The sequence below is a fragment of the Kitasatospora sp. NPDC052868 genome, from assembly GCF_044547105.1.
Classification (GTDB): Bacteria; Actinomycetota; Actinomycetes; order Streptomycetales; family Streptomycetaceae; genus Kitasatospora.
The window spans coordinates 270,162-289,331 of the sequence record NZ_JBITZW010000007.1; the positions used below are offsets into that span (position 1 = coordinate 270,162).

The following is a 19,170-nucleotide window of genomic DNA, read 5'->3' on the forward strand; positions in this document are numbered from 1 at the left end:
CGGTGGTGATCAAACCGCCGGCGTCGCAGGACGTGCCCAGCGGTTTCGATCCGGTGCTGGAGAACCCGCCGATCAGGTTCGGGGTGTTCGGGGACAGCAACGTCGGTCCGGGGGTGCTGGGGTGCAGCGGTCGGACGGCCGGTGACGGGGAGACCCGAAGCGGTGCGGGCGTCCTGGGGGTGAACATCGCGGTGCAGGGCGTCGGCGTCGAGGGCGTCTGCCAGAACGGCACCGGCGTCCTGGGCGAGGGCGGCGCCGACGGGGCCGGGGTGTCCGGCACGGCCGACCGGGGGCCCGGGGTGTCGGGGCGTAGCGCGCGGGGGCCGGGGGTGTCGGGGACGGGGGTGACCGGTCCCGGGGTGTCCGGCGCGAGCCGGAACGGCGTGGGAGTGGAGGGGGTGAGCGACTCCTCCTTCGGCGTGCGGGGTGTCGCCGGGAGCGGCGAGGTGGGTAGCTGGCTCACGGAGGCTGACGTCCTCGCGGTGTTCGGTCAGGGCAGGGGAGCCGCCCACGGGGTACTGGGCACCTCGGGCTCGGGGGTGGGCGCGGCGGGCGCCAGCCTGACCGGAGTCGGGATCGTCGCCAGGGGGGCCATCGGAATCGTCGCCCAGGGGGACCAGACAGCCGGGGAGTTCAACGGCGACGTCCAGGTGAACGGCACCATGACCACGACCGGCGGGGGTTTCCGGATCGACCATCCGACCCATCCGGAGGAGCGGTTCCTCGCGCATTCGCTGGTCGAGTCGCCGGAGCGGAAGAACCTCTACGACGGCACGGCGACCCTGGACGACAAGGGCGAGGCGACCGTCACCCTGCCGGACTGGTTCGCGGCGCTGAACAGCGGGCTCTGCTACCAGTTGACGCCGCTGGACGGCCCGGCTCCGAACCTGCACGTGGTCCGCCACCCCGGCGGCGACGGTTTCACCATCCGGGGCGGCGTGCCGCAGGGGGAGGTCTGCTGGCTGGTCACCGGTGTGCGCGAGGACGCCTGGGCGAAGGCCAACCCGCTGGTCGTCGAGGTGGAGAAGGCACCCGGGGAGCGCGGCCGCCTCCTGCACCCCGAGGCCTACGGGCGCCCGCCCGAACAGGGCATCCCCGCGCTGCGCCAGGCGAACGGTGCACTGCCGGGCCGGGACGGGACCCGGTAGGCGGCAGCCTGAACCGCGTCCATCCCCGCGACGCGGTTCAGGCTATGAGCAGGCGGAGGCCGAGATCCGCCGCGTCGAGGTCGGCGAGGTCGCTGTTGCGCTCGGCCCAGCGGCCGGAGTCGAGGTCGTCGCCGAGGCTTCGTACCGCCCGCTGCTCGGCCTCCGGCCCGACCCTCGTCCACACGGACATCGCACGGCGCACGTGCTCCTCCAGATACGCCCCCGGTCGGCGCCAGTACGCCTCGAACAGGCCGTCGGCGCAGTCCCACGGGATGGGGACAGGCTCAGCGCGGGCGCCGATCGCGTCGGCCATTGCGGCAAGCGAGGGGAACTCCGTGAGGACGGTGGCGAACTCGGGCAGGTAGTCGCGGGTCAGCCAGAACCGGTCCTGCCATCCGGGCTCGTCGGTGTCGAACGTGAGCACCACCACGCGGCGGGCCACGCGCCGCATCTCGCGCAGCCCCGCTATCGGGTCCCCCCAGTGGTGGACGGTGGAGACCGCCATCGCGACGTCGAAGGAGTGGTCCTCGAACGGCAGGCTCTCCGCGGCGGCGGCCATGCACGGCGCGGCGCCGGCAGGCCGCTGTCCCCGCATGACCGCCGATGGCTCCACAGCGGTCACGTCGCGATCGGCAGGCTCGTAGGAGCCGGTACCGGCCCCGACGTTCAGCACCGTCCGGGCGTCCCCGATCGCGTCCCAGATCTGCGCGGCGATCCGCGGCTCGGTACGCCGTGTCGCGGTGTAGGCGCCGCCGATCGTGTCGTACAGCCGTGCACCGAGCATCTCCAGCTGTTCCTCCGGTGTCACCTTCAGTCCCTTCGCCCGTGCCTTGAGTTCCCTGTCGATGGCCGCCACCATGGCGTCGGCCCGATCACGCCGTTCCAGCAACAGGGCGCGCAGCCGACCCAGGTGTGCGACCGCGTCGGTGGCCGGGTCGCCGACCAGTTCCGCGACCTCCCGCAGGCCGAAGCCCAGACGCCGGTAGGCCAGCACCTCCCGCAGCCGCTCCACGTCGTCCGCCGAGTAGGCCCGGTACCCGCCCGCGGTTCGCGCCGACGGACACACGAGCCCGATCCCGTCGTAGTGATGCAGCGTGCGTACGCTCACATCGGCAAGCTCTGCCACGCGCCCCACGGTCCAGTGATCGTTCACGGCACCGACTATGCAGCCTGACGCCACGTGAGGGTCAAGCGCCGATGTGACCGGAACCGGGGGTCGGCCTCCCGCGCCGCGCACGGGACGGCACCGGCTCGACGACCGGGTGCGCGGAATCCGGTTGACCCGGGGGTGAAGGATGAGACCGTGATCTCCAAGGAACGAGCGGTCGAGCTGGTCGAGTCCCTGCTGGCGCGGGACCGGCCGACCTGGGGGTGGGCGAGGCTGATCCCGGCGCTGGCGGTCTACGCCGTCGAGGAGCGGTCGGTCGGGTGGCTCTGCTACTGGACCTCGGCGGAGGGGGCCCGTGACCCCGCTCTGCGCGGGAACCTCCTCGGTGGCCCTTACCTGGTCGACCGGGAGGACGGGAGCATCCACTTCGTTCCCGGCAGCCGCTGGACCGACGACTGGGAGGAGGACTACCTCTGGCAGGTCAAGGGCATCAGGGCGCCCGACCCCCTCGCCGCGGCCGTCCGCCACCTCGCGGACTCCGTCGGGACCGCCGCCGCCATGCAGCACCTGCGCAGGCAGGCCCCGCGGATGGGCCTGCGGGAGGCCAGGGCCTACGTGGCGATCGTCAGGGACGGGAGTGAACCGCCCGAGGAGCTGGCGAGCCTCACCCGCAAGCCCGATCCGGACCTGGGCCCGATCGAGACGCTGGCCGGCCAGGTCCGGTAACAGTCCGGGCTGCACGGCCGGTCGGGCCCGCTTCACCTGTGGCTGTGGCCAACTCCGGCTACGGGGCTCGGGTTGAAACAAGCAGGCATGATTGCTTTTTTCCCGGGCCGGTGCCACGCTGCTGCCCGACGGCAAGCGTTGGGCCACCGGTTGGGGAGGCGCTCCTGTGGGGTCGCGTTCGGTACTGCGGATCGGCAATGCCTCGGGTTTCTACGGTGACCGCTTCGCGGCCGTCCGGGAGATGCTGACGGGCGGGCCGCTGGATGTCCTGACCGGTGACTACCTCGCCGAGTTGACCATGCTCATCCTGGCCAGGGACCGGCTGAAGGATCCTTCGCTCGGCTATGCCAGGACCTTCCTGCGGCAGTTGGAGGAGTGCCTCGGCCTGGCGCTGGAGCGCGGGGTGCGGATCGTGGTCAACGCGGGCGGCCTCAATCCGGCCCGACTCGCTAACCAAATCAGGGAACTGGCGAAGAGTCAGGGACTGGAACCGGCGGTCGCCCACGTCGAGGGGGACGACCTGCTGCCCCGCCGGGCCGAACTCGGGCTGCCGGATGGATTGTTGGCGGCCAATGCCTACCTCGGGGCCTTCGGCATCGCCGAGTGCCTGGCCGCCGGAGCCGACCTGGTGGTCACCGGGCGGGTCACCGACGCGGCCCTGGTCGCCGGGCCCGCCATCGCCCACTTCGGTTGGGGCGCGGGGGACTTCGACGAGCTTGCCGGGGCGGTGGTCGCCGGGCACGTGCTGGAGTGCGGAGCGCAGGCCACCGGCGGCAACTACGCGTTCTTCCGGGAGCACGACGTCACCCGCCCCGGCTTCCCGCTCGCCGAGCTGCACGCCGACGGCTCCAGCGTCATCACCAAGCACCCGGGCACCGGAGGTGCCGTCACCACCGGTACCGTCACCGCCCAACTGCTGTACGAGACGGGCGGAGCGCGCTACCTCGGCCCGGACGTGACCGCCCGGCTGGACACCGTCCGGCTCACCCAGGACGGCCCGGACCGGGTGCGGATCGACGGCGTCCGCGGCGAGGCGCCGCCGCCGACCCTGAAGGCCGGGTTGAGCCGGCTCGGCGGCCACCGCAACGAGGTGGTGTTCGTCCTCACCGGGCTCGACATCGAGGCCAAGGCCGCCCTCGTGCGGCGACAGTTGGAGGAGTCGCTCGCCCCGCGGGACCGCCCGGCCGAACTCCGCTGGACCCTCGCCCGCACCGACCACCCCGACGCGGACACCGAGGAGGCGGCCTCCGCGCTGCTGCGGCTCACCGCCCGCGACCGCGACCCGGCCCGGGTCGGCCGCGAACTCGGCCGCGCCGCCGTGGAGCTGGGCCTCGCCGGCTACCCGGGCTTCCACCTCACCGCGGTGCCCGGCGCGGGTGCGCCGTACGGGGTGTTCACCGCCGCCTACGTCGACCCCAAGGCGGTCGAGCACACGGCCGTCGTCCCGGACGGCCGCCGGGTCGCCGTCCCGCCCGCGCCCGTCACCCGTGCGGTGGAGGACGTCCCCGCGCCCGCGCTGCCCGAGCCGCTGCCGCCGGGCCCGACCCGGCGCGCCCCGCTCGGCCTGGTGGCCGGGGCCCGCAGCGGGGACAAGGGCGGCGATGCCAACCTCGGCGTCTGGGCCCGGACCGAGGACGCCTGGCGCTGGCTCGCCCACACCCTCACCATCCCAAAGCTCCGCGAACTCCTCCCCGAGGCATCGGAGTTGGAGATCACCCGGCATCTGCTCCCCAACCTCCGCGCGGTCAACTTCACCGTCACCGGCCTGCTCGGCGAGGGCGTCGCCGCCCAGGAGCGGTTCGACCCGCAGGCCAAGGCCCTGGGGGAGTGGCTGCGCTCCCGCCACCTCGACATCCCGGAGGCGCTGCTGTGACCGTCCTGCCCACCCGCCTCGACCCGGCCGGCGCCGACCACGCCGAACACCGCGCCGCGATGCTCGGCAAACTCGCCGACCTGGCCGCCGAGCACGCCAAGGCGCTGGCCGGCGGCGGCCCCAAGTACGTCGAACGCCACCGCTCCCGGGGCAAGTTGCTGCCGCGCGAGCGGATCGAGCTGCTGGTCGACCCGGACTCGCCGTTCCTCGAACTCTCCCCGCTCGCCGCCTGGGGCAGCGACTACCCGGTCGGCGCGGCCCTGGTCACCGGCATCGGCGTGATCGAGGGCGTCGAGTGCGTCATCACCGCCAACGACGCCACCGTGCGCGGCGGCGCCAGCAACCCCTGGACCCTGCGCAAGGCCCTGCGCGCCAACGAGATCGCCCTGAACAACCGCCTCCCGCTGGTCAACCTGGTCGAGTCCGGCGGAGCCGACCTGCCCAGCCAGAAGGAGATCTTCATCCCCGGCGGGGCGCTGTTCCGCGACCTCACCCGGCTCTCGGCGGCCGGGATCCCCACCGTGGCCGTGGTGTTCGGCAACTCGACGGCCGGCGGCGCCTATGTGCCGGGGATGTCCGACCACGTGGTCATGGTCAAGGAGCGCGCCAAGGTCTTCCTCGGGGGCCCGCCGCTGGTGAAGATGGCCACCGGCGAGGAGTCCGACGACGAGTCGCTGGGCGGCGCCGAGATGCACGCCCGCACCTCCGGCCTCGCCGACCACTTCGCCGTGGACGAGCCCGACGCGCTGCGCCTGGCCCGCCGGATCGTCGCCCGTCTGGACCACCGCCGCCACGGCCCCGCGCCGGACCCGGACGCCGAGCCGCCGAAGTACGCCGAGGAGGAGCTGCTCGGGATCGTCCCCGGCGACCTCAAGGTGCCCTTCGACCCGCGCGAGGTGATCGCCCGGATCGTCGACGGCTCGGACTTCGACGAGTTCAAGCCGCTGTACGGGACCAGCCTCGCCACCGGCTGGGCCCGGCTGCACGGCTACCCGGTCGGCATCCTCGCCAACGCGCAGGGCGTGCTGTTCAGCGCGGAGTCGCAGAAGGCCGCGCAGTTCATCCAACTCGCCAACCAGCGCGACATCCCGCTGCTGTTCCTGCACAACACCACCGGCTACATGGTCGGCCGGGCCTACGAGCAGGGCGGCATCATCAAGCACGGCGCGATGATGATCAACGCGGTGTCCAACTCCCGGGTCCCGCACCTGTCCGTGCTGATGGGCGCCTCCTACGGGGCCGGGCACTACGGCATGTGCGGCCGGGCGTACGAGCCGCGCTTCCTGTTCTCCTGGCCCAGCGCCAAGTCGGCGGTGATGGGGCCGCAACAGCTCGCGGGCGTGCTGTCGATCGTCGCCCGGCAGTCGGCGGCGGCGAAGGGGCAGCCGTACGACGAGGACGCCGACGCGGCGGTCCGGGCGATGGTGGAGCAGCAGATCGAGGCGGAGTCGCTGCCGGTCTTCCTCTCCGGGCGGCTCTACGACGACGGGGTGATCGACCCGCGCGACACCCGGACGGTACTCGGCCTCTGCCTCTCCGCGATCCACAACGCGCCCGTCGAAGGCGCGCGCGGCTACGGCGTCTTCCGGATGTGAGGGGTACCACCGTGCTGACCACCAACCTGCCGACCACCGCGGCCTCGATTACCGCGGCCTCGACCACCGAGACCGCTACCACCCACGCCTCGACCACCCGGGCCGCTACCGCTACCGCCACCGCAGCCGCGCCGACCACCGGCCCGCTGATCACCAACCTGCTGGTCGCCAACCGCGGCGAGATCGCCCGCCGGGTCTTCCGCACCTGCCGGCGGCTCGGCATCGCCACCACCGCCGTCTACTCCGACCCGGACGCCGACGCCCCGCACACCCGGGAGGCCGACTCCGCCGTCCGCCTCCCCGGCGCCGCACCCGCCGACACCTACCTGCGCGGCGACCTGCTCATCCGGGCCGCGCTCGCCGCCGGCGCCGACGCCGTCCACCCGGGCTACGGCTTCCTCTCCGAGAACGCGGAGTTCGCCCAGGCCGTCCTGGACGCCGGCCTGCTCTGGGTCGGCCCGCCGCCGGCGGCCATCGCCGCGATGGGCTCCAAGACCGAGGCCAAACGCCGGATGGCCGCCGCCGGCGTCCCCGTCCTGGCCGCCGTCACCGCACCCACCGAGGCCGACCTGCCCCTGCTGGTCAAGGCGGCGGCCGGCGGCGGCGGGCGCGGCATGCGGGTGGTCCACCGCCTCGCGGACCTGGCGCAGGAACTCGACGCGGCCCGTGCGGAGGCCGCCAAGGCCTTCGGCTCCGACGAGGTGTTCTGCGAGCGCTACCTCCCGACCGGCCGGCACATCGAGGTCCAGCTGCTCGCCGACACCCACGGCACGGTGTGGGCGGTCGGCGAGCGCGACTGCTCGCTCCAGCGCCGCCACCAGAAGGTGATCGAGGAGGCCCCCGCCCCCGGCTTGGACGAGGCGCTGCGCACCGCGCTGCACGCGGCCGCCGTCGCCGCCGCACGCGCGATCGGCTACACCGGCGCCGGCACCGCCGAGTTCCTGCTCGGCCCCGACGGCCGCTTCCACTTCCTGGAGATGAACACCCGGCTCCAGGTCGAGCACCCCGTCACCGAGTGCGTCACCGGCCTCGACCTGGTCGCCCTCCAACTGCGCGTCGCCGAGGGCGAACCGCTGCCCGCCCCGCAGCCGCCCGCCCCGCGCGGCCACGCCATCGAGGCTCGGCTGTACGCCGAGGACCCGGCGCACGGCTGGCAGCCCCAGACCGGCACCCTGCACCGCCTCGAACTGCCGGACACCACTGTCGAGTTCGGTACCGCCCCGGGCGACACCGGGCTCCGGCTGGACTCCGGCGTCGAGCCCGGCAGCACCATCGGCATCCACTACGACCCGATGCTCGCCAAGGTCATCGCCTGGGCGCCCACCCGGGCCGCCGCCGCCCGCCGCCTGGCCGATGCCCTGACCCGCGCGCGGATCCACGGGCCGGTCACCAACCGGGAGTTGCTCACCGCCGCGCTGCGCCACCCGGCCTTCCTCTCCGGCCGGGTGCACACCGCCTTCCTCTCCGAACACGCCGCCGACCTGCTGCCCGCCCCCAAGCCCGATCCGCTGCCCGCCCTCGCCGCCGCACTGGCCGACGCCGCCGCCCGCCGCGCCGGCCTGCCGCTCCCCTCCGGCTGGCGCAACCTGCCGTCCCAGCCGCAGGTCAAGCGGTACACCGACCTGCACGGCACCGAGTACGAAGTCCGCTACCGGCTCACCCGGGACGGCCTGGCGGCCGAGGCGCACCCCGGCACCGCCCTGGTCCTCGCCACGCCCGAGCAGGTCGTCCTGGACGTCGACGGACGGCGGCTCGGGTACCGCCTCGCGGTCCACGGCGCCCAGGTGCACATCGACAGTCCCACCGGGGCCACCGTGCTCACCGCACTGGACCGCTTCCCCGATCCCGCCGCCCACACCGACCCCGGCGCGCTGCTCGCCCCGATGCCCGGCACCGTCGTGCGCACCGCGGCCGCCGCCGGGGACGTCGTCACCGCGGGCCAGCCGCTGCTCTGGCTGGAGGCGATGAAGATGGAGCACCGCGTCACCGCACCCGCCGACGGCGTCCTCGCCGAACTGCGGGTGGCCCCCGGCCAGCAGGTCGAGCTCGGCACCCTGCTCGCCGTCATCCAGCCGGCCGCCCGGCCCACCACCTGACGACCGGCACCCGCCTGACACCACCACCCGGCCGTCCACCCGACGCCCGAAACCCCCGCCCGGAAGGACCCCAGGATGTCCGCACCGCGCACCACCGCCCCCGGCAGCCCGCTGATCGAGACCCCCGAACGCCAGGCCCTGCGCCGCGCGGTGGCCGACCTCGGCCGCCGCTACGGCTCCGACTACTACCTCGCCAAGGCCCGCGCGGGCCGGCCCGCCGACGAACTCTGGTCCGAGGCGGGCAAGTCCGGCTACCTCGGCGTCAACCTGCCCGCCGAGTACGGCGGCGGGGGCGGCGGCATCACCGACCTCGCCATCGTGCTGGAGGAACTCGGCACCGCCGGCTGCCCGTTGCTGCTGCTGATCGTCTCCCCGGCGATCTGCGGCACGGTGATCGCCCGCTACGGCACCGAGCAGCAGAAGCGCCAGTGGCTGCCCGGACTCTCCGACGGCACCCGGAGGATGGCCTTCGGCATCACCGAGCCGGACGCGGGCTCCAACTCGCACCGGATCACCACCGTCGCCCGCCGTGACGGCGAGGACTGGCTGCTGACCGGCCGCAAGGTCTTCATCTCCGGCATCGACCACGCGGACGCCGTGCTGTTCGTCGCCCGCACCGAGGACGCCAGGACCGGCAAGCTGAAGCCCGCACTGTTCATCGTCCCGCGCGACACCCCCGGCTTCGAGTACCGCCCGATCCCGATGGAACTGATCGCCCCCGAGAAGCAGTTCCAGGTCTTCCTGGACGACGTCCGGCTGCCCGCCGAGGCCCTGGTCGGCGACGAGAACGCCGGACTGCTGCAGTTGTTCGCCGGCCTCAACCCCGAGCGCATCATGACCGCCGCCTTCTCGCTCGGCCTCGCCCGCCAGGCACTGGGCAAGGCCGTCGAGTACGCCCGCACCCGGACGGTGTGGGACACCCCGATCGGCGCGCACCAGGGCCTCGCCCACCCGCTCGCCCAGTGCGCGGTGGAGATCGAGCTCGCCCGGCTGATGACCCAGAAGGCCGGACTGCTCTACGACGCGGGCGAGGACCTCGCGGCCGGCGAGGCCGCCAACATGGCCAAGTACGCGGCCGGCGAGGCCGCCGCCCGGACGGTCGACCAGGCGGTGCAGACCCTCGGCGGCAACGGCCTCACCCAGGAGTACGGGCTCGGCGCCCTGCTCACCGCCACCAGGGTCGGCCGGGTCGCCCCGGTCAGCCGGGAGATGGTGCTCAACTACGTCGCCCAGCACACTCTCGGCCTGCCCAAGTCGTACTGACCCGGGCGTGCCGCGCGCCCGCCCCGCTCGTTCGTCACAGGGGCGCGGCGCACTCACCCCGTCCGAATGCCCCCTGGCCGTGCGCCCGGACGACCCGGCAGTCTTGGTCCGGCCGACGGATCCGACTGACCGTCACATATCCAACTGGAGGCATGCCTTGGTGTTCCACAGCGAGTTCCCGGACGTCGACATCGTCGATCTGCCCATCCACGACGCGGTGCTGGGCGCCGCGGAGCGCTTCGGGGACCTGCCGGCACTGGTCGACGGCATCACGGGGGAGACGGTCAGCCACGCCCGGCTGGCCACGGCGGTGCGCCGGGTCGCCGCCGGGCTGGCCGAGGCGGGCGTGCGCCCCGGCGACGTGGTGGCGCTGTTCAGCCCCAACACGATCGGCTACCCGATGGCGTTCTTCGGCGCCACCCGGGCCGGTGCCACCGTCACCACCGTGTCCTCCCTGGCCACCCCGCCCGAGCTGGCCGCCCAGCTGTCCGACAGCGGCACCCGCTGGCTGCTCACCGTCTCGCCGTTCCTGCCCACCGCCCGCCAGGCCGCCGAGAAGCTCGCCGCCGACGGCCGCCCGCTCGCCGAGATCATCGTGCTGGACGGCGCCGAGGGCCACCGCTCGCTGGCCGACCTGCTGGCCTCCACCGGGCCCGAGCCCGAGGTGGCCATCGACCCGGGCGAGGACATCGCCGTGCTGCCCTACTCCAGCGGCACCACCGGCCTGCCCAAGGGCGTCATGCTGACCCACCGCTCGATCGCCACCAACCTCGCCCAGACGGACGCCCTGTACCGGCCCAAGGTCGGCGAGCGGATCCTCGCCGTCCTGCCGTTCTTCCACATCTACGGCCTCGCCGCGCTGCTCAACCAGCCGCTGCGCTGCGGTGCGACGATCGTGGTGCTGCCCCGCTTCGACCTGGAGCAGTTCTGCCGCACCATCGAGGAGCAGCGCGTCCAGGCCCTGATCGTGGCCCCGCCGATCGCGCTCGCACTGGCCAAGCACCCGGTGGTGGACCGCTTCGACCTGTCCTCGGTGGAGTACCTGCTGTGCGCCGCCGCCCCGCTGGACAGCGAGCTCTCCGAGGCCTGCGCGCGCCGGCTGGGCCTGCCGCACCTGCTCCAGGGCTACGGGATGACGGAGCTGTCGCCGGTCTCCCACATCGTGTCGCCCGAGGAGAGCGACCCCTCGCCCGGCTCGGTCGGCCGGATGGTCCCCTCCACCGAGCTGCGGGTCGCCGCGCTGGACGGCTCCGGCGCGGACCTCGGCCCCGGGGAGCCCGGGGAGCTGCTGATCCGCGGCCCGCAGGTGATGAAGGGCTACTTCGGCCGCCCCTCCGACACCGCCGCCACCATCGACGAGGACGGCTGGCTGCACACCGGCGACATCGGGTTCGTGGACGACCGCGGCTACCTGCACGTCGTCGACCGGGTGAAGGAGCTGATCAAGTACAAGGGCTACCAGGTGGCCCCCGCCGAGCTGGAGGCCCTGCTGCTCAGCCACCCGCAGATCGCCGACGCCGCCGTGATCGGCGTGCTGGACGCCGAGGGCACCGAGTGCCCCAAGGCCTTCGTGGTCCGGGCGCCCGACTCGACGCTCACCGAGCAGGAGGTGACCGCCTTCGTGGCCGGCCAGGTCGCCCCCTACAAGAAGGTGCGGGCGGTGGAGTTCCTGGAGGCCGTCCCCAAGTCGGCCGCCGGCAAGATTCTCCGCCGGGAGCTGCGGGCCCGCGAGGCCGCCCGCTGAGCCGTCCCCGCGGATCTGCGAGGATCGACCCGCGACCCAGCCGGAACACCCGTACGAACAGGACCAGCCCCCGCCGATGACCGCCCACGCCGCCGCCCGCACCCCCCAGCAGGACCGCAGCCGCGCCACCCGCCGGCGGCTGCTGGCGGCGGCCGTGGACTGCCTCGCCGAGGTGGGCTGGAACGGCAGCACCGTCGCCGCGGTCGCCGAGCGGGCCGGCGTCTCCCGGGGCGCGGCCCAGCACCACTTCCCGACCCGCGAGGACCTCTTCACCGCGGCCGTCGAGCACGTGACCACCGAGCGGCTGGCAGCCGTCCGCGCCCACGCGGACGAGCTGCCGGCCGCCGGCCCGGACCGTACCGAGGCGGTGGTCGACATGATCGTCCGCCTCTACACCGGCCCGCTGTTCCGCGCGGCCCTGCACCTGTGGACCGCCGCCGCCACCGAGGACCCGCTGCGCGAGCGGATCATCGCCCTGGAGGGGCACGTCGGCCGGGAGGCCCACCGGGCCGCCGTGGAGTTCCTCGACGCCGACGAGACCACCCCCGGCGTGCGCGAATCCGTGCAGGCCACCCTGGACCTCGCCCGCGGCCTGGGCCTGGCCAACCTGCTCACCGACGACAGCGCCAGACGAGCTGGCGTGATCCGGCAGTGGGCGAGCGTTCTGGAGGGTACGCTGCGCCCGGTACGCCCATGACGCCCGGGCACCCAGGGCGCCCGGCCCACTCCTGACCAAGGGGTCGCCGGGCGGCCGATGTCCGTGCAGTCTGGAGAAGAACCCCGGCCGGTACGGACCGCAAACGCCCCGGCCGGGAACGAGCCGAACCGGGGTGCTGCCTGATCATGCACGGACACGAGCGGGATGCGACCGACGCCACCGGCCCTGCACCGGGTGCCACCCCCGCACGCCTCGACGGCCATCGGCTCGTCCCGCTCGCCACCGCCCTGCTCCAGGACGACGGACTGATCCTGCACTGGAGCGAGGACGCCGAGGCGTTGCTCGGCTACCCCGCCGACGAGGTCGTCGGCAGCTACGCCGCCCGGCTGCTGGTCGACGACTCCGGGCGCCCCGAGGTGCTCGCCCTGTTCGAGCGGATCATGAGCGGCAAGGGCTGGTCCGGCGTCTTCCCCGTCCGCCACCGGGACGGGCACCTGGTCGAGCTGGAGCTGCGCACCTACCCGATCGCCGGCCCCGGCGGCAGCCTGCTGCTGCTCGCCACCGCCTCCGACGTACAGGCCCTGCACCAGGTCGAGGCCGACCTCGCCGTCCTGGACGGCATCTTCGGCCAGTCCCCGATCGGCATGGCCGTCTACGACACCGACCTGCGGTACGTGCGGCTGAACGAGGCACTCGCCCGGATGAACGGCGTCCCGATCGCCGAGCACGTCGGCCGCCGGATCAGCGTCGTCCTGCCCGGCATCAACAGCGCCGAGATCGAGCAGACCATGAGACAGGTGCTGACCACCGGCCGGCCCGTGGTCGACGCCCGCTCGCACGGCAGGGTCCCCGGCGACCCGCGCCGCGACCGCGCCTGGTCCGCCTCCTACTTCCGGCTGGAGGACTCCACCGGCCGGGTCTTCGGTGTCTGCTCCTCCATCATCGACGTCACCGAGCGGTTCCAGGCCGAGGCCCGCGCCTCCCGCGCGCAGGAACGTCTCGCCACCATCGCCGAGGCCACCGCCCGGATCGGCACCACCCTGGACCTCCAGCGCACCGCCGAGGAGCTGATCGAGGCGGTCGTCCCGCGGTTCGCCGACTTCGCCACGGTGGACCTGCTGGAGCCGGTCCTGCGCGGCGCCGAGCCCACCACCATCCCGCTGGACCGCCCGATCAAGCTGCGCGCCGTGGCCGTCGGCGAGTCCTACGAGTCGGGCCTCACGCTCGCCGTCGACACCGTCGGCGAGGTTTCCGAGTACGCCCCCGACCGCAGTTACACCCAGTGCCTGCGCAGCGGCCGCCCGCTGCTGCGCTCGCACGTCGACGAGGACGTGCTGCGCGGGCTGGTCGCCACCGAGGAGCGGGTCGCCCCGGGCATGGAGGCCGGCATCCACTCGTACCTGATGGTGCCGCTCACCGCCCGGGGCATGGTCCTCGGCGGCTCCGAGTTCATCCGGATGCGCAACCCCGAGCCGTTCACCGCCGCCGACGTCGCCCTCGCCGAGGAGCTCGTCGCCCGGACCGCCCTCGCCATCGACAACGCCCGGCTCTACCGGCGCGAGCGCGAGACCGCGCTCACCCTGCAGCGCAGCCTGCTGCCGCAGGAGATCCACCGCACCCTCGGCCTGGAGATCGCCTACCGCTACCTGCCCAGCAGCGTGGTCAGCGAGGTCGGCGGCGACTGGTTCGACGTCGTCCCGCTCTCCTGCGGCCGGGTCGCCCTGGTGGTCGGCGACGTGATGGGCCACGGCATCCGGGCCGCCGCCACGATGGGCCAGCTGCGGACCGTCGCCCGCACCCTGGCCACCCTGGACATGCCGCCCGAGCAGGTGCTCACCCGGCTCGACGAGACGGCCTCCGGCATCGGCGAGGGCCAGTTCGCCACCTGTATCTGCGCCGTCTACGACCCGCTGGAACGCACCGTGCAGGTCGCCTCGGCCGGCCACCTGCCACCGGTCTGGGTCGCCCCCGACGGCACCGCCAGCACCGTGGAGATACCGCCCGGCGTCCCGCTCGGCGTCGGCGGCGTCGCCTTCGAGAGCATCGAGTTCACGCTCCCCGAGGGCGCCATGGTCGCCCTCTACACCGACGGCCTGGTCGAGCGGCGCGGCCAGGACATCGACAACGGCATCGACCTGCTCGCCCGCACCCTCTCGGGGCCCGGCCGGACCCTGGAGGAGAACTGCGACGCCGTCCTCGGTGCCCTGGTCACCGACGGCACCGACGACGACATCGCGATGATCATGGGCCGGGTGCTGCCGCTGCCCGCCGACCGGGTCGCCACCCTCCCGCTCACCGGCGGCGGCCGCCTGCCCGGCAAGGCCCGCCGCTTCACCCGCGCGACCCTCGCCGACTGGGGCCTGTCCGCGCTTGCCGACTACGCCGAACTGCTGGTCAGCGAGCTGGTCACGAACGCCCTGCTGCACGCCGACGCCCCGCGCCGGCTGCGGCTGTTCCGTGACCGGGTGCTCACCGTCGAGGTCGCCGACTCGGGCGGCCAGGCCCCCCAGCTGCGCCCGTTCGCCGAGCAGGACGAGGGCGGGCGCGGCATGTTCCTGGTCAGCGAGCTGGCCCAGCGCTGGGGCAGCCGGCTGACCAGGGACGGCAAGGTGGTCTGGGCGGAGCTGGAGCTGCCCTTCGGCACGAGCTGACGCCGCTGCGCCTGCGCCGCATGCACGGCCCTACCAGGGAATCGGCCCGTCCTCGGCCACGAAGGTGCCCGTCGGGCCGTCCGCGCCCACGGTCGCCAGGTCGACCGCCACGGCCGCGCCCTGCTCCGGCGTGCGCATCCCGGTGTGGCGGTTGAGGTCGGTCGCGCAGTAGCCGGGGCTCACCGCGTTGACCAGGATCCCTTCGGCGCGCAGTTCGTTGGCGTAGAGCACGGTGATCGCGTTCAGCGCGCTCTTCGAGGTGCAGTAGGGGAGGAGGATCGAGTAGTAGGCGGACCACGGGCTGCCCGGGTCGGCGAAGTGGGTGAGGGAGCCGAGTTCGCTGGACATGTTGACGATGCGTGCGGCGCCGGAGCGGCGGAGCAGCGGCAGCATGGCGTGGGTCACCGCGATGACGCCGAACACGTTGGTCTCGTAGACCTGCCGGAGGGTGGCGGCCGGGGTCTCGCTCGGCTTCTGCGGTGCGGCGGCGATCGCGGCGTTGTTGACGAGGATGTCGAGGCGGCCGAACGTGGCGTCGATGTGCTTGGCGGCGGCCTGGACCGACATCTCGTCGGTGACGTCCAGCGGTACGAACCGCACGTCGGCGCCGTCGGCACGGAGCTCCTCGGCCGCCGCCTCGCCGCGCTCGGCGTTGCGGGCGCCGATCAGGACGGTGATGCCGAGGGCTGCGAGCCCGCGCGCCGTTTCCTTGCCGATGCCCTTGTTCGCTCCGGTGATCAGGGCGGTCTTCTGTGAAGTCGTCATGGCAGCCAGCCTCCCCTCCCGCATGGTCGGCAGGGAAAGACCGGGAGGCTCTGGATCTATAGTCCACAGGTATGAGTGAGCTAGAGGTGCGGGAGCTGAGGTACTTCATCGCGGTCGCCGAGGAACTGAACTTCAGTCGGGCCGCGCAACGCCTGGGGATGGCGCAGCCCCCGCTGTCGAAGGCGATCGCCCAGGTGGAGTCCCGGCTCGGGGTGCGCCTGCTGGAGCGCACCACCCGTCAGGTGAGTCTGACCACGGCCGGTCAGGTGCTGCTCGGCCAGGCCCGGATCGCGGTCGACGCGGTGCACGCGGCGGGCCGGCGTGCTCGCCGGGCCGGTCAGCCGACACCCCAGCTCGTCGTGGCGGTCAAGCCGGGAGGCGACGCCGGGCTGCTGCGGGGGATCCTCGCCGCCTACCGGGAAGCGGGTGCGCATCTGCCGCCGCCGGAGGTCGTCGTCGGCGGCAGCGGAGAGCCGATCGCCATGCTGCGGGACGGCCGTGCCGATGTGGCGCTGCTGCGCAGCCCGTTCGACGGTCAGGGGCTGGATTCCGAGACGCTGGTGGTCGAACCGCGGCTGGCCGTCCTCCCCGCCGGGCACCGGCTGGCCGGACGCCGGCGACTGCGGCCGGCCGACCTCCAGGGCGAACCGATCCCGCGCTGGAAGGGGGCCTCCCCCTCCAACACCGCCTACTACACGGGATGCGACGGAGCGGAGGCAGGCGACGGCCGCACGGGCCCGGCGCCGGCCGACACTCCCGAGGGGCCGCTCGTGGCCAGCGTCGAGCAACTCCTGGAGGTGGTCGCGCTGGGCCAGGCGGTGGCGTTCCTGTCGCTGTCCACCACCAGGCAGCACCAGCGCCCGGACGTCGTCTACCGGCCGGTCGCCGGCCTCAGCCCCAGCGCGGTGATGGTCGCCTGGCCGGAGACCTCGCGATCCACGGCCGTCGCCGCCTTCGTCCAGGCCGCCCACGACGTCGCCGCCCACCACCCCGACCACGTGACCGCCCTGGCCTCCTGACCGGGGGTCACTCGCCCCTCACCCGCCACCGCCATCGCAGCCGCCCCGTCCCCGCGGGCGAGGGTGCGGAGTCGGGGCTGGTACGGCGGCGGGGCACTCCGGGCCCCGGGTGTTCCGGCCCGTCGCCAACCTCACGGGCCGGAACACCCAGGTCCTGACAGGGGGCCTAGACGCCGGTCTTCTCCAGGGCCGGTCGCTCCTGCGGCTCCTGCTGCGAGGCCGGGCCGGGCAGGCCGCGCAGCAGCCGCCAGGCCGCGGCGGAGGCGGCCAGCAGCAGGGCGCCGGCCAGGAACGCCGCGATGTTCATGCCGTGCAGGAAGGAGTCGCGGGCGCTGGCCAGCAGCGGGCCGGCCAGCTCCGGCGCCAGGCCGTGCGCGGCCTCGACCGCGCCGCCCAGCGACTCGCCCGCCTGGGCGGCCGCCGCCGGATCCGCTCCCGCCGGGACGGCCAGCGAACCGGCGTAGAGCGAGGCGACCACCGAGCCGACCAGTGCGATGCCGAGCGCGGTGCCCAGCTCGTACGCCGTCTCCGAGACCGCCGAGGCGGCGCCGGCCTTCTCGGCGGGTGCGGCGCCCAGCACCAGGTCGGCCCCGAGCGTGTAGACCACGCCCTCGGCGGTGCCGACGATCAGGAAGGCGACCGCCAGCAGCAGGTAGATGGTGTCCTGCTGGACGAAGCCGAGCAGGCCGATGCCGGTGCCCATGCCCAGCAGGCCGAGGGTCAGCGCCAGCCGGGCGCCGGTGCGCCGGGCCAGCCGGGCGGTCAGCAGACCGCCGACCACCGCGCCGGCGAAGGCCGGCAGCTCGGCCAGGCCCGCCTTCAGCGGCTCCCAGCCGCGTACCAGCTGCAGGTACTGCGAGGTCACGAAGACCACGCCGGAGAGTCCGACCAGGGCGGTGAGCGAGGCCAGCACGGCGCCGGTGAAGCGCCGGTCGGCGAAGAGCCGGACGTCCAGCAGCGGGGTGTCCAGACGCAGCTGGCGCCGGACGAAGACGGTCAGCGCGGCGGCGCCCAGCAGGGCGGTGACGGGGACGTCCCAGCGCACCAGGCCGTGGGCGGCGGCCTCCTTGATCGCGTAGACCACGCCGATCACCCCGGCCAGCGAGAGCAGCACGCTCAGGACGTCCCAGCGGCCGGGCTCCGGGTCCTTGGACTCGGGCAGCAGCCAGCCGCCGAGGACCAGCAGCAGCAGGACGACCGGCAGGTTCAGCAGGAACACCGAGCCCCACCAGAAGTGCTCCAGCAGGACCCCGCCGACCACCGGGCCGAGAGCGGCGCCGGCGGTGGCCGCCGCGCCCCAGATCCCGATCGCGGTGGCCCGCTCGCGGTCGTCCGGGAAGAGGCCGCGGATCAGCGACAGGGTGGAGGGCATGATCGTCGCCCCGGCCACGCCGAGCAGCGCGCGGGCCACGATCAGCCAGCCGGGGCCGGGTGCGTAGGCCGCGAGCAGCGAGGCGGCGCCGAAGGCCGCGGAGCCGGTGAGCAGCAGCTTCTTGCGGCCGATCCGGTCGCTCAGCGAGCCCATGCTGACCAGCAGGCCGGCCAGCACGAAGGAGTAGACGTCGCCGATCCAGAGCAGCTGGGTGCCGCTGGGGCGCAGGGTCTCGCTGATCGAGGGGATGGCGAGGGAGAGCACGGTCGCGTCGACGGCGACCAGGGTGACGGCCAGGACGAGGACGGCGAGGCCGGTCCAGCGCTGGTGGTGGCGGGTGTGGACGGTGCTGCTCATGGTGTATCGGTGTCCGGTTTCCGGTCCGAGGTGCTGTGGGGTGTGGTGTCGGGGGCCGGGGCCCGGGCTGGAGCCGTGGCCGGGGGTGTCCGCAGGGCGCCGCCGAGGAAGAGCTCGGTCAGGGAGAAGGCGCCGTCGCGGGGGGCCAGCCGGCCGTCCTGGACGGCCCAGCCGATGCCGGCCACCAGGTCGAAGAAGGCCTCGCTGAGCCAGCCGGCGGCGAGCTCGATGCGGAACACCCCCTGCTGTTGGCCGCGCAGGAAGAGCGCCTGCAGCCGGGTGATCTGCGACTCCCAGAGCTCGTTGATGCCCTCGTCGTCGTAGAGCTGGTTCTCGCCGGCCAGGAAGGCGCAGAGCGCGGCGTCCGGGACCACCGCGTCCACCAGGCGGCGCAGTGCGAGCTGCGCGTCGCCGTCCTCGACGGCGGCGGTGTCCAGCGCGGCGGCGAACTTCCGCAGGCCGAGCAGGCCGACCTCGCGGATCAGCGCCTCGCGCCCCGGGAAGAGCCGGTGCAGGGTGGCGCGGCTGATGCCCGCGGCGCGGGCGATCTCGTCCAGGTGGGCGGTCGGGCGGCGGGAGAGCACGCCGACGGCGGCTTCGAGAACGGCATCGCGATCGGTGGCCATACGGCAAGTGTAGGTCAAATGAGACATGGATGTCTCAATATTTTCTCAGGTGATGCAGATGAGGCCTCTGTGGTGGAGGCTTCAGTCGCCAAAGGCCGAGGTCGGGGCCGGTGCGGCCCTGGGCCGGGCAGCAAAAAACCGGGGACGGCGGTTGCCGTCCCCGGTCGCG

General features: G+C 73.8%; 14 protein-coding genes. 10 read left to right on the forward strand and 4 right to left on the reverse strand.

Annotated elements, in window-relative coordinates:
• The first annotated feature begins 2 nt into the window (after positions 1–2).
• The gene (locus ACIGZJ_RS14955) at positions 3–1,148 is read left to right on the forward strand and encodes a hypothetical protein (protein ID WP_396457582.1); all 1,146 of its coding nucleotides are present in this window, start codon (positions 3–5) and stop codon (positions 1,146–1,148) included.
• Positions 1,149–1,185: 37 nt separating this feature from the next.
• On the opposite strand, the gene ACIGZJ_RS14960 is transcribed toward ACIGZJ_RS14955, so the two are convergent.
• A complete protein-coding gene (locus ACIGZJ_RS14960) occupies positions 1,186–2,283 on the reverse strand; it encodes a MerR family transcriptional regulator (RefSeq protein ID WP_396457667.1) in 1,098 nt (365 codons plus the stop codon).
• A 168-nt stretch (positions 2,284–2,451) separates the two neighbouring features.
• Here ACIGZJ_RS14960 and ACIGZJ_RS14965 point away from each other — a divergent pair, with 168 nt between their 5' ends.
• The 8 genes from ACIGZJ_RS14965 to ACIGZJ_RS15000 all read left to right on the forward strand — a co-directional run bounded on the left by ACIGZJ_RS14965 (position 2,452) and on the right by ACIGZJ_RS15000 (position 14,862).
• Positions 2,452–2,982, forward strand: coding sequence for a YrhB domain-containing protein (locus tag ACIGZJ_RS14965; protein WP_396457583.1), 531 nt, complete (start codon positions 2,452–2,454; stop codon positions 2,980–2,982).
• A gap of 166 nt (positions 2,983–3,148) precedes the next feature.
• Complete coding sequence (locus ACIGZJ_RS14970) at positions 3,149–4,855, forward strand: acyclic terpene utilization AtuA family protein (RefSeq protein WP_396457584.1); 1,707 nt, start codon at positions 3,149–3,151, stop codon at positions 4,853–4,855.
• On the forward strand, positions 4,852–6,450 hold the full coding sequence (locus ACIGZJ_RS14975; RefSeq protein ID WP_396457585.1) for an acyl-CoA carboxylase subunit beta: 1,599 nt from the start codon (positions 4,852–4,854) through the stop codon (positions 6,448–6,450). Before ACIGZJ_RS14970 ends, ACIGZJ_RS14975 begins: the two co-directional genes overlap by 4 nt.
• Positions 6,451–6,596: 146 nt before the next feature.
• Positions 6,597–8,546 carry a biotin carboxylase N-terminal domain-containing protein gene (locus ACIGZJ_RS14980; RefSeq protein ID WP_396457668.1) on the forward strand — a complete coding sequence of 650 codons (1,950 nt, stop codon included), beginning with the start codon at positions 6,597–6,599 and terminating at the stop codon, positions 8,544–8,546.
• A gap of 75 nt (positions 8,547–8,621) precedes the next feature.
• Positions 8,622–9,809 (forward strand): acyl-CoA dehydrogenase family protein, encoded by a 1,188-nt coding sequence (locus tag ACIGZJ_RS14985; protein WP_396457586.1) that lies wholly within the window; start codon positions 8,622–8,624, stop codon positions 9,807–9,809.
• 157 nt (positions 9,810–9,966) lie between these two features.
• On the forward strand, positions 9,967–11,553 hold the full coding sequence (locus ACIGZJ_RS14990; protein WP_396457587.1) for a 4-coumarate--CoA ligase family protein: 1,587 nt from the start codon (positions 9,967–9,969) through the stop codon (positions 11,551–11,553).
• Between the two features lie 76 nt (positions 11,554–11,629).
• Positions 11,630–12,250, forward strand: coding sequence for a TetR/AcrR family transcriptional regulator (locus ACIGZJ_RS14995; protein ID WP_387942989.1), 621 nt, complete (start codon positions 11,630–11,632; stop codon positions 12,248–12,250).
• 146 nt (positions 12,251–12,396) lie between these two features.
• Positions 12,397–14,862: a SpoIIE family protein phosphatase gene (locus ACIGZJ_RS15000; protein WP_396457588.1), complete on the forward strand. Its 2,466-nt coding sequence runs from the start codon at positions 12,397–12,399 to the stop codon at positions 14,860–14,862.
• A 30-nt stretch (positions 14,863–14,892) separates the two neighbouring features.
• Here ACIGZJ_RS15000 and ACIGZJ_RS15005 read toward each other — a convergent pair whose 3' ends face one another.
• Positions 14,893–15,627, reverse strand: coding sequence for an SDR family oxidoreductase (locus ACIGZJ_RS15005; RefSeq protein ID WP_396457589.1), 735 nt, complete (start codon positions 15,625–15,627; stop codon positions 14,893–14,895).
• A gap of 71 nt (positions 15,628–15,698) precedes the next feature.
• Here ACIGZJ_RS15005 and ACIGZJ_RS15010 point away from each other — a divergent pair, with 71 nt between their 5' ends.
• A complete protein-coding gene (locus tag ACIGZJ_RS15010) occupies positions 15,699–16,646 on the forward strand; it encodes a LysR family transcriptional regulator (protein WP_396457590.1) in 948 nt (315 codons plus the stop codon).
• A 166-nt stretch (positions 16,647–16,812) separates the two neighbouring features.
• Here ACIGZJ_RS15010 and ACIGZJ_RS15015 read toward each other — a convergent pair whose 3' ends face one another.
• A complete protein-coding gene (locus tag ACIGZJ_RS15015) occupies positions 16,813–18,375 on the reverse strand; it encodes an MFS transporter (protein ID WP_396457591.1) in 1,563 nt (520 codons plus the stop codon).
• Entirely contained in the window at positions 18,372–19,001 is a 630-nt protein-coding gene (locus tag ACIGZJ_RS15020; protein ID WP_396457592.1) for a TetR/AcrR family transcriptional regulator, read from the reverse strand. Before ACIGZJ_RS15020 ends, ACIGZJ_RS15015 begins: the two co-directional genes overlap by 4 nt.
• Positions 19,002–19,170: the final 169 nt, after the last annotated feature.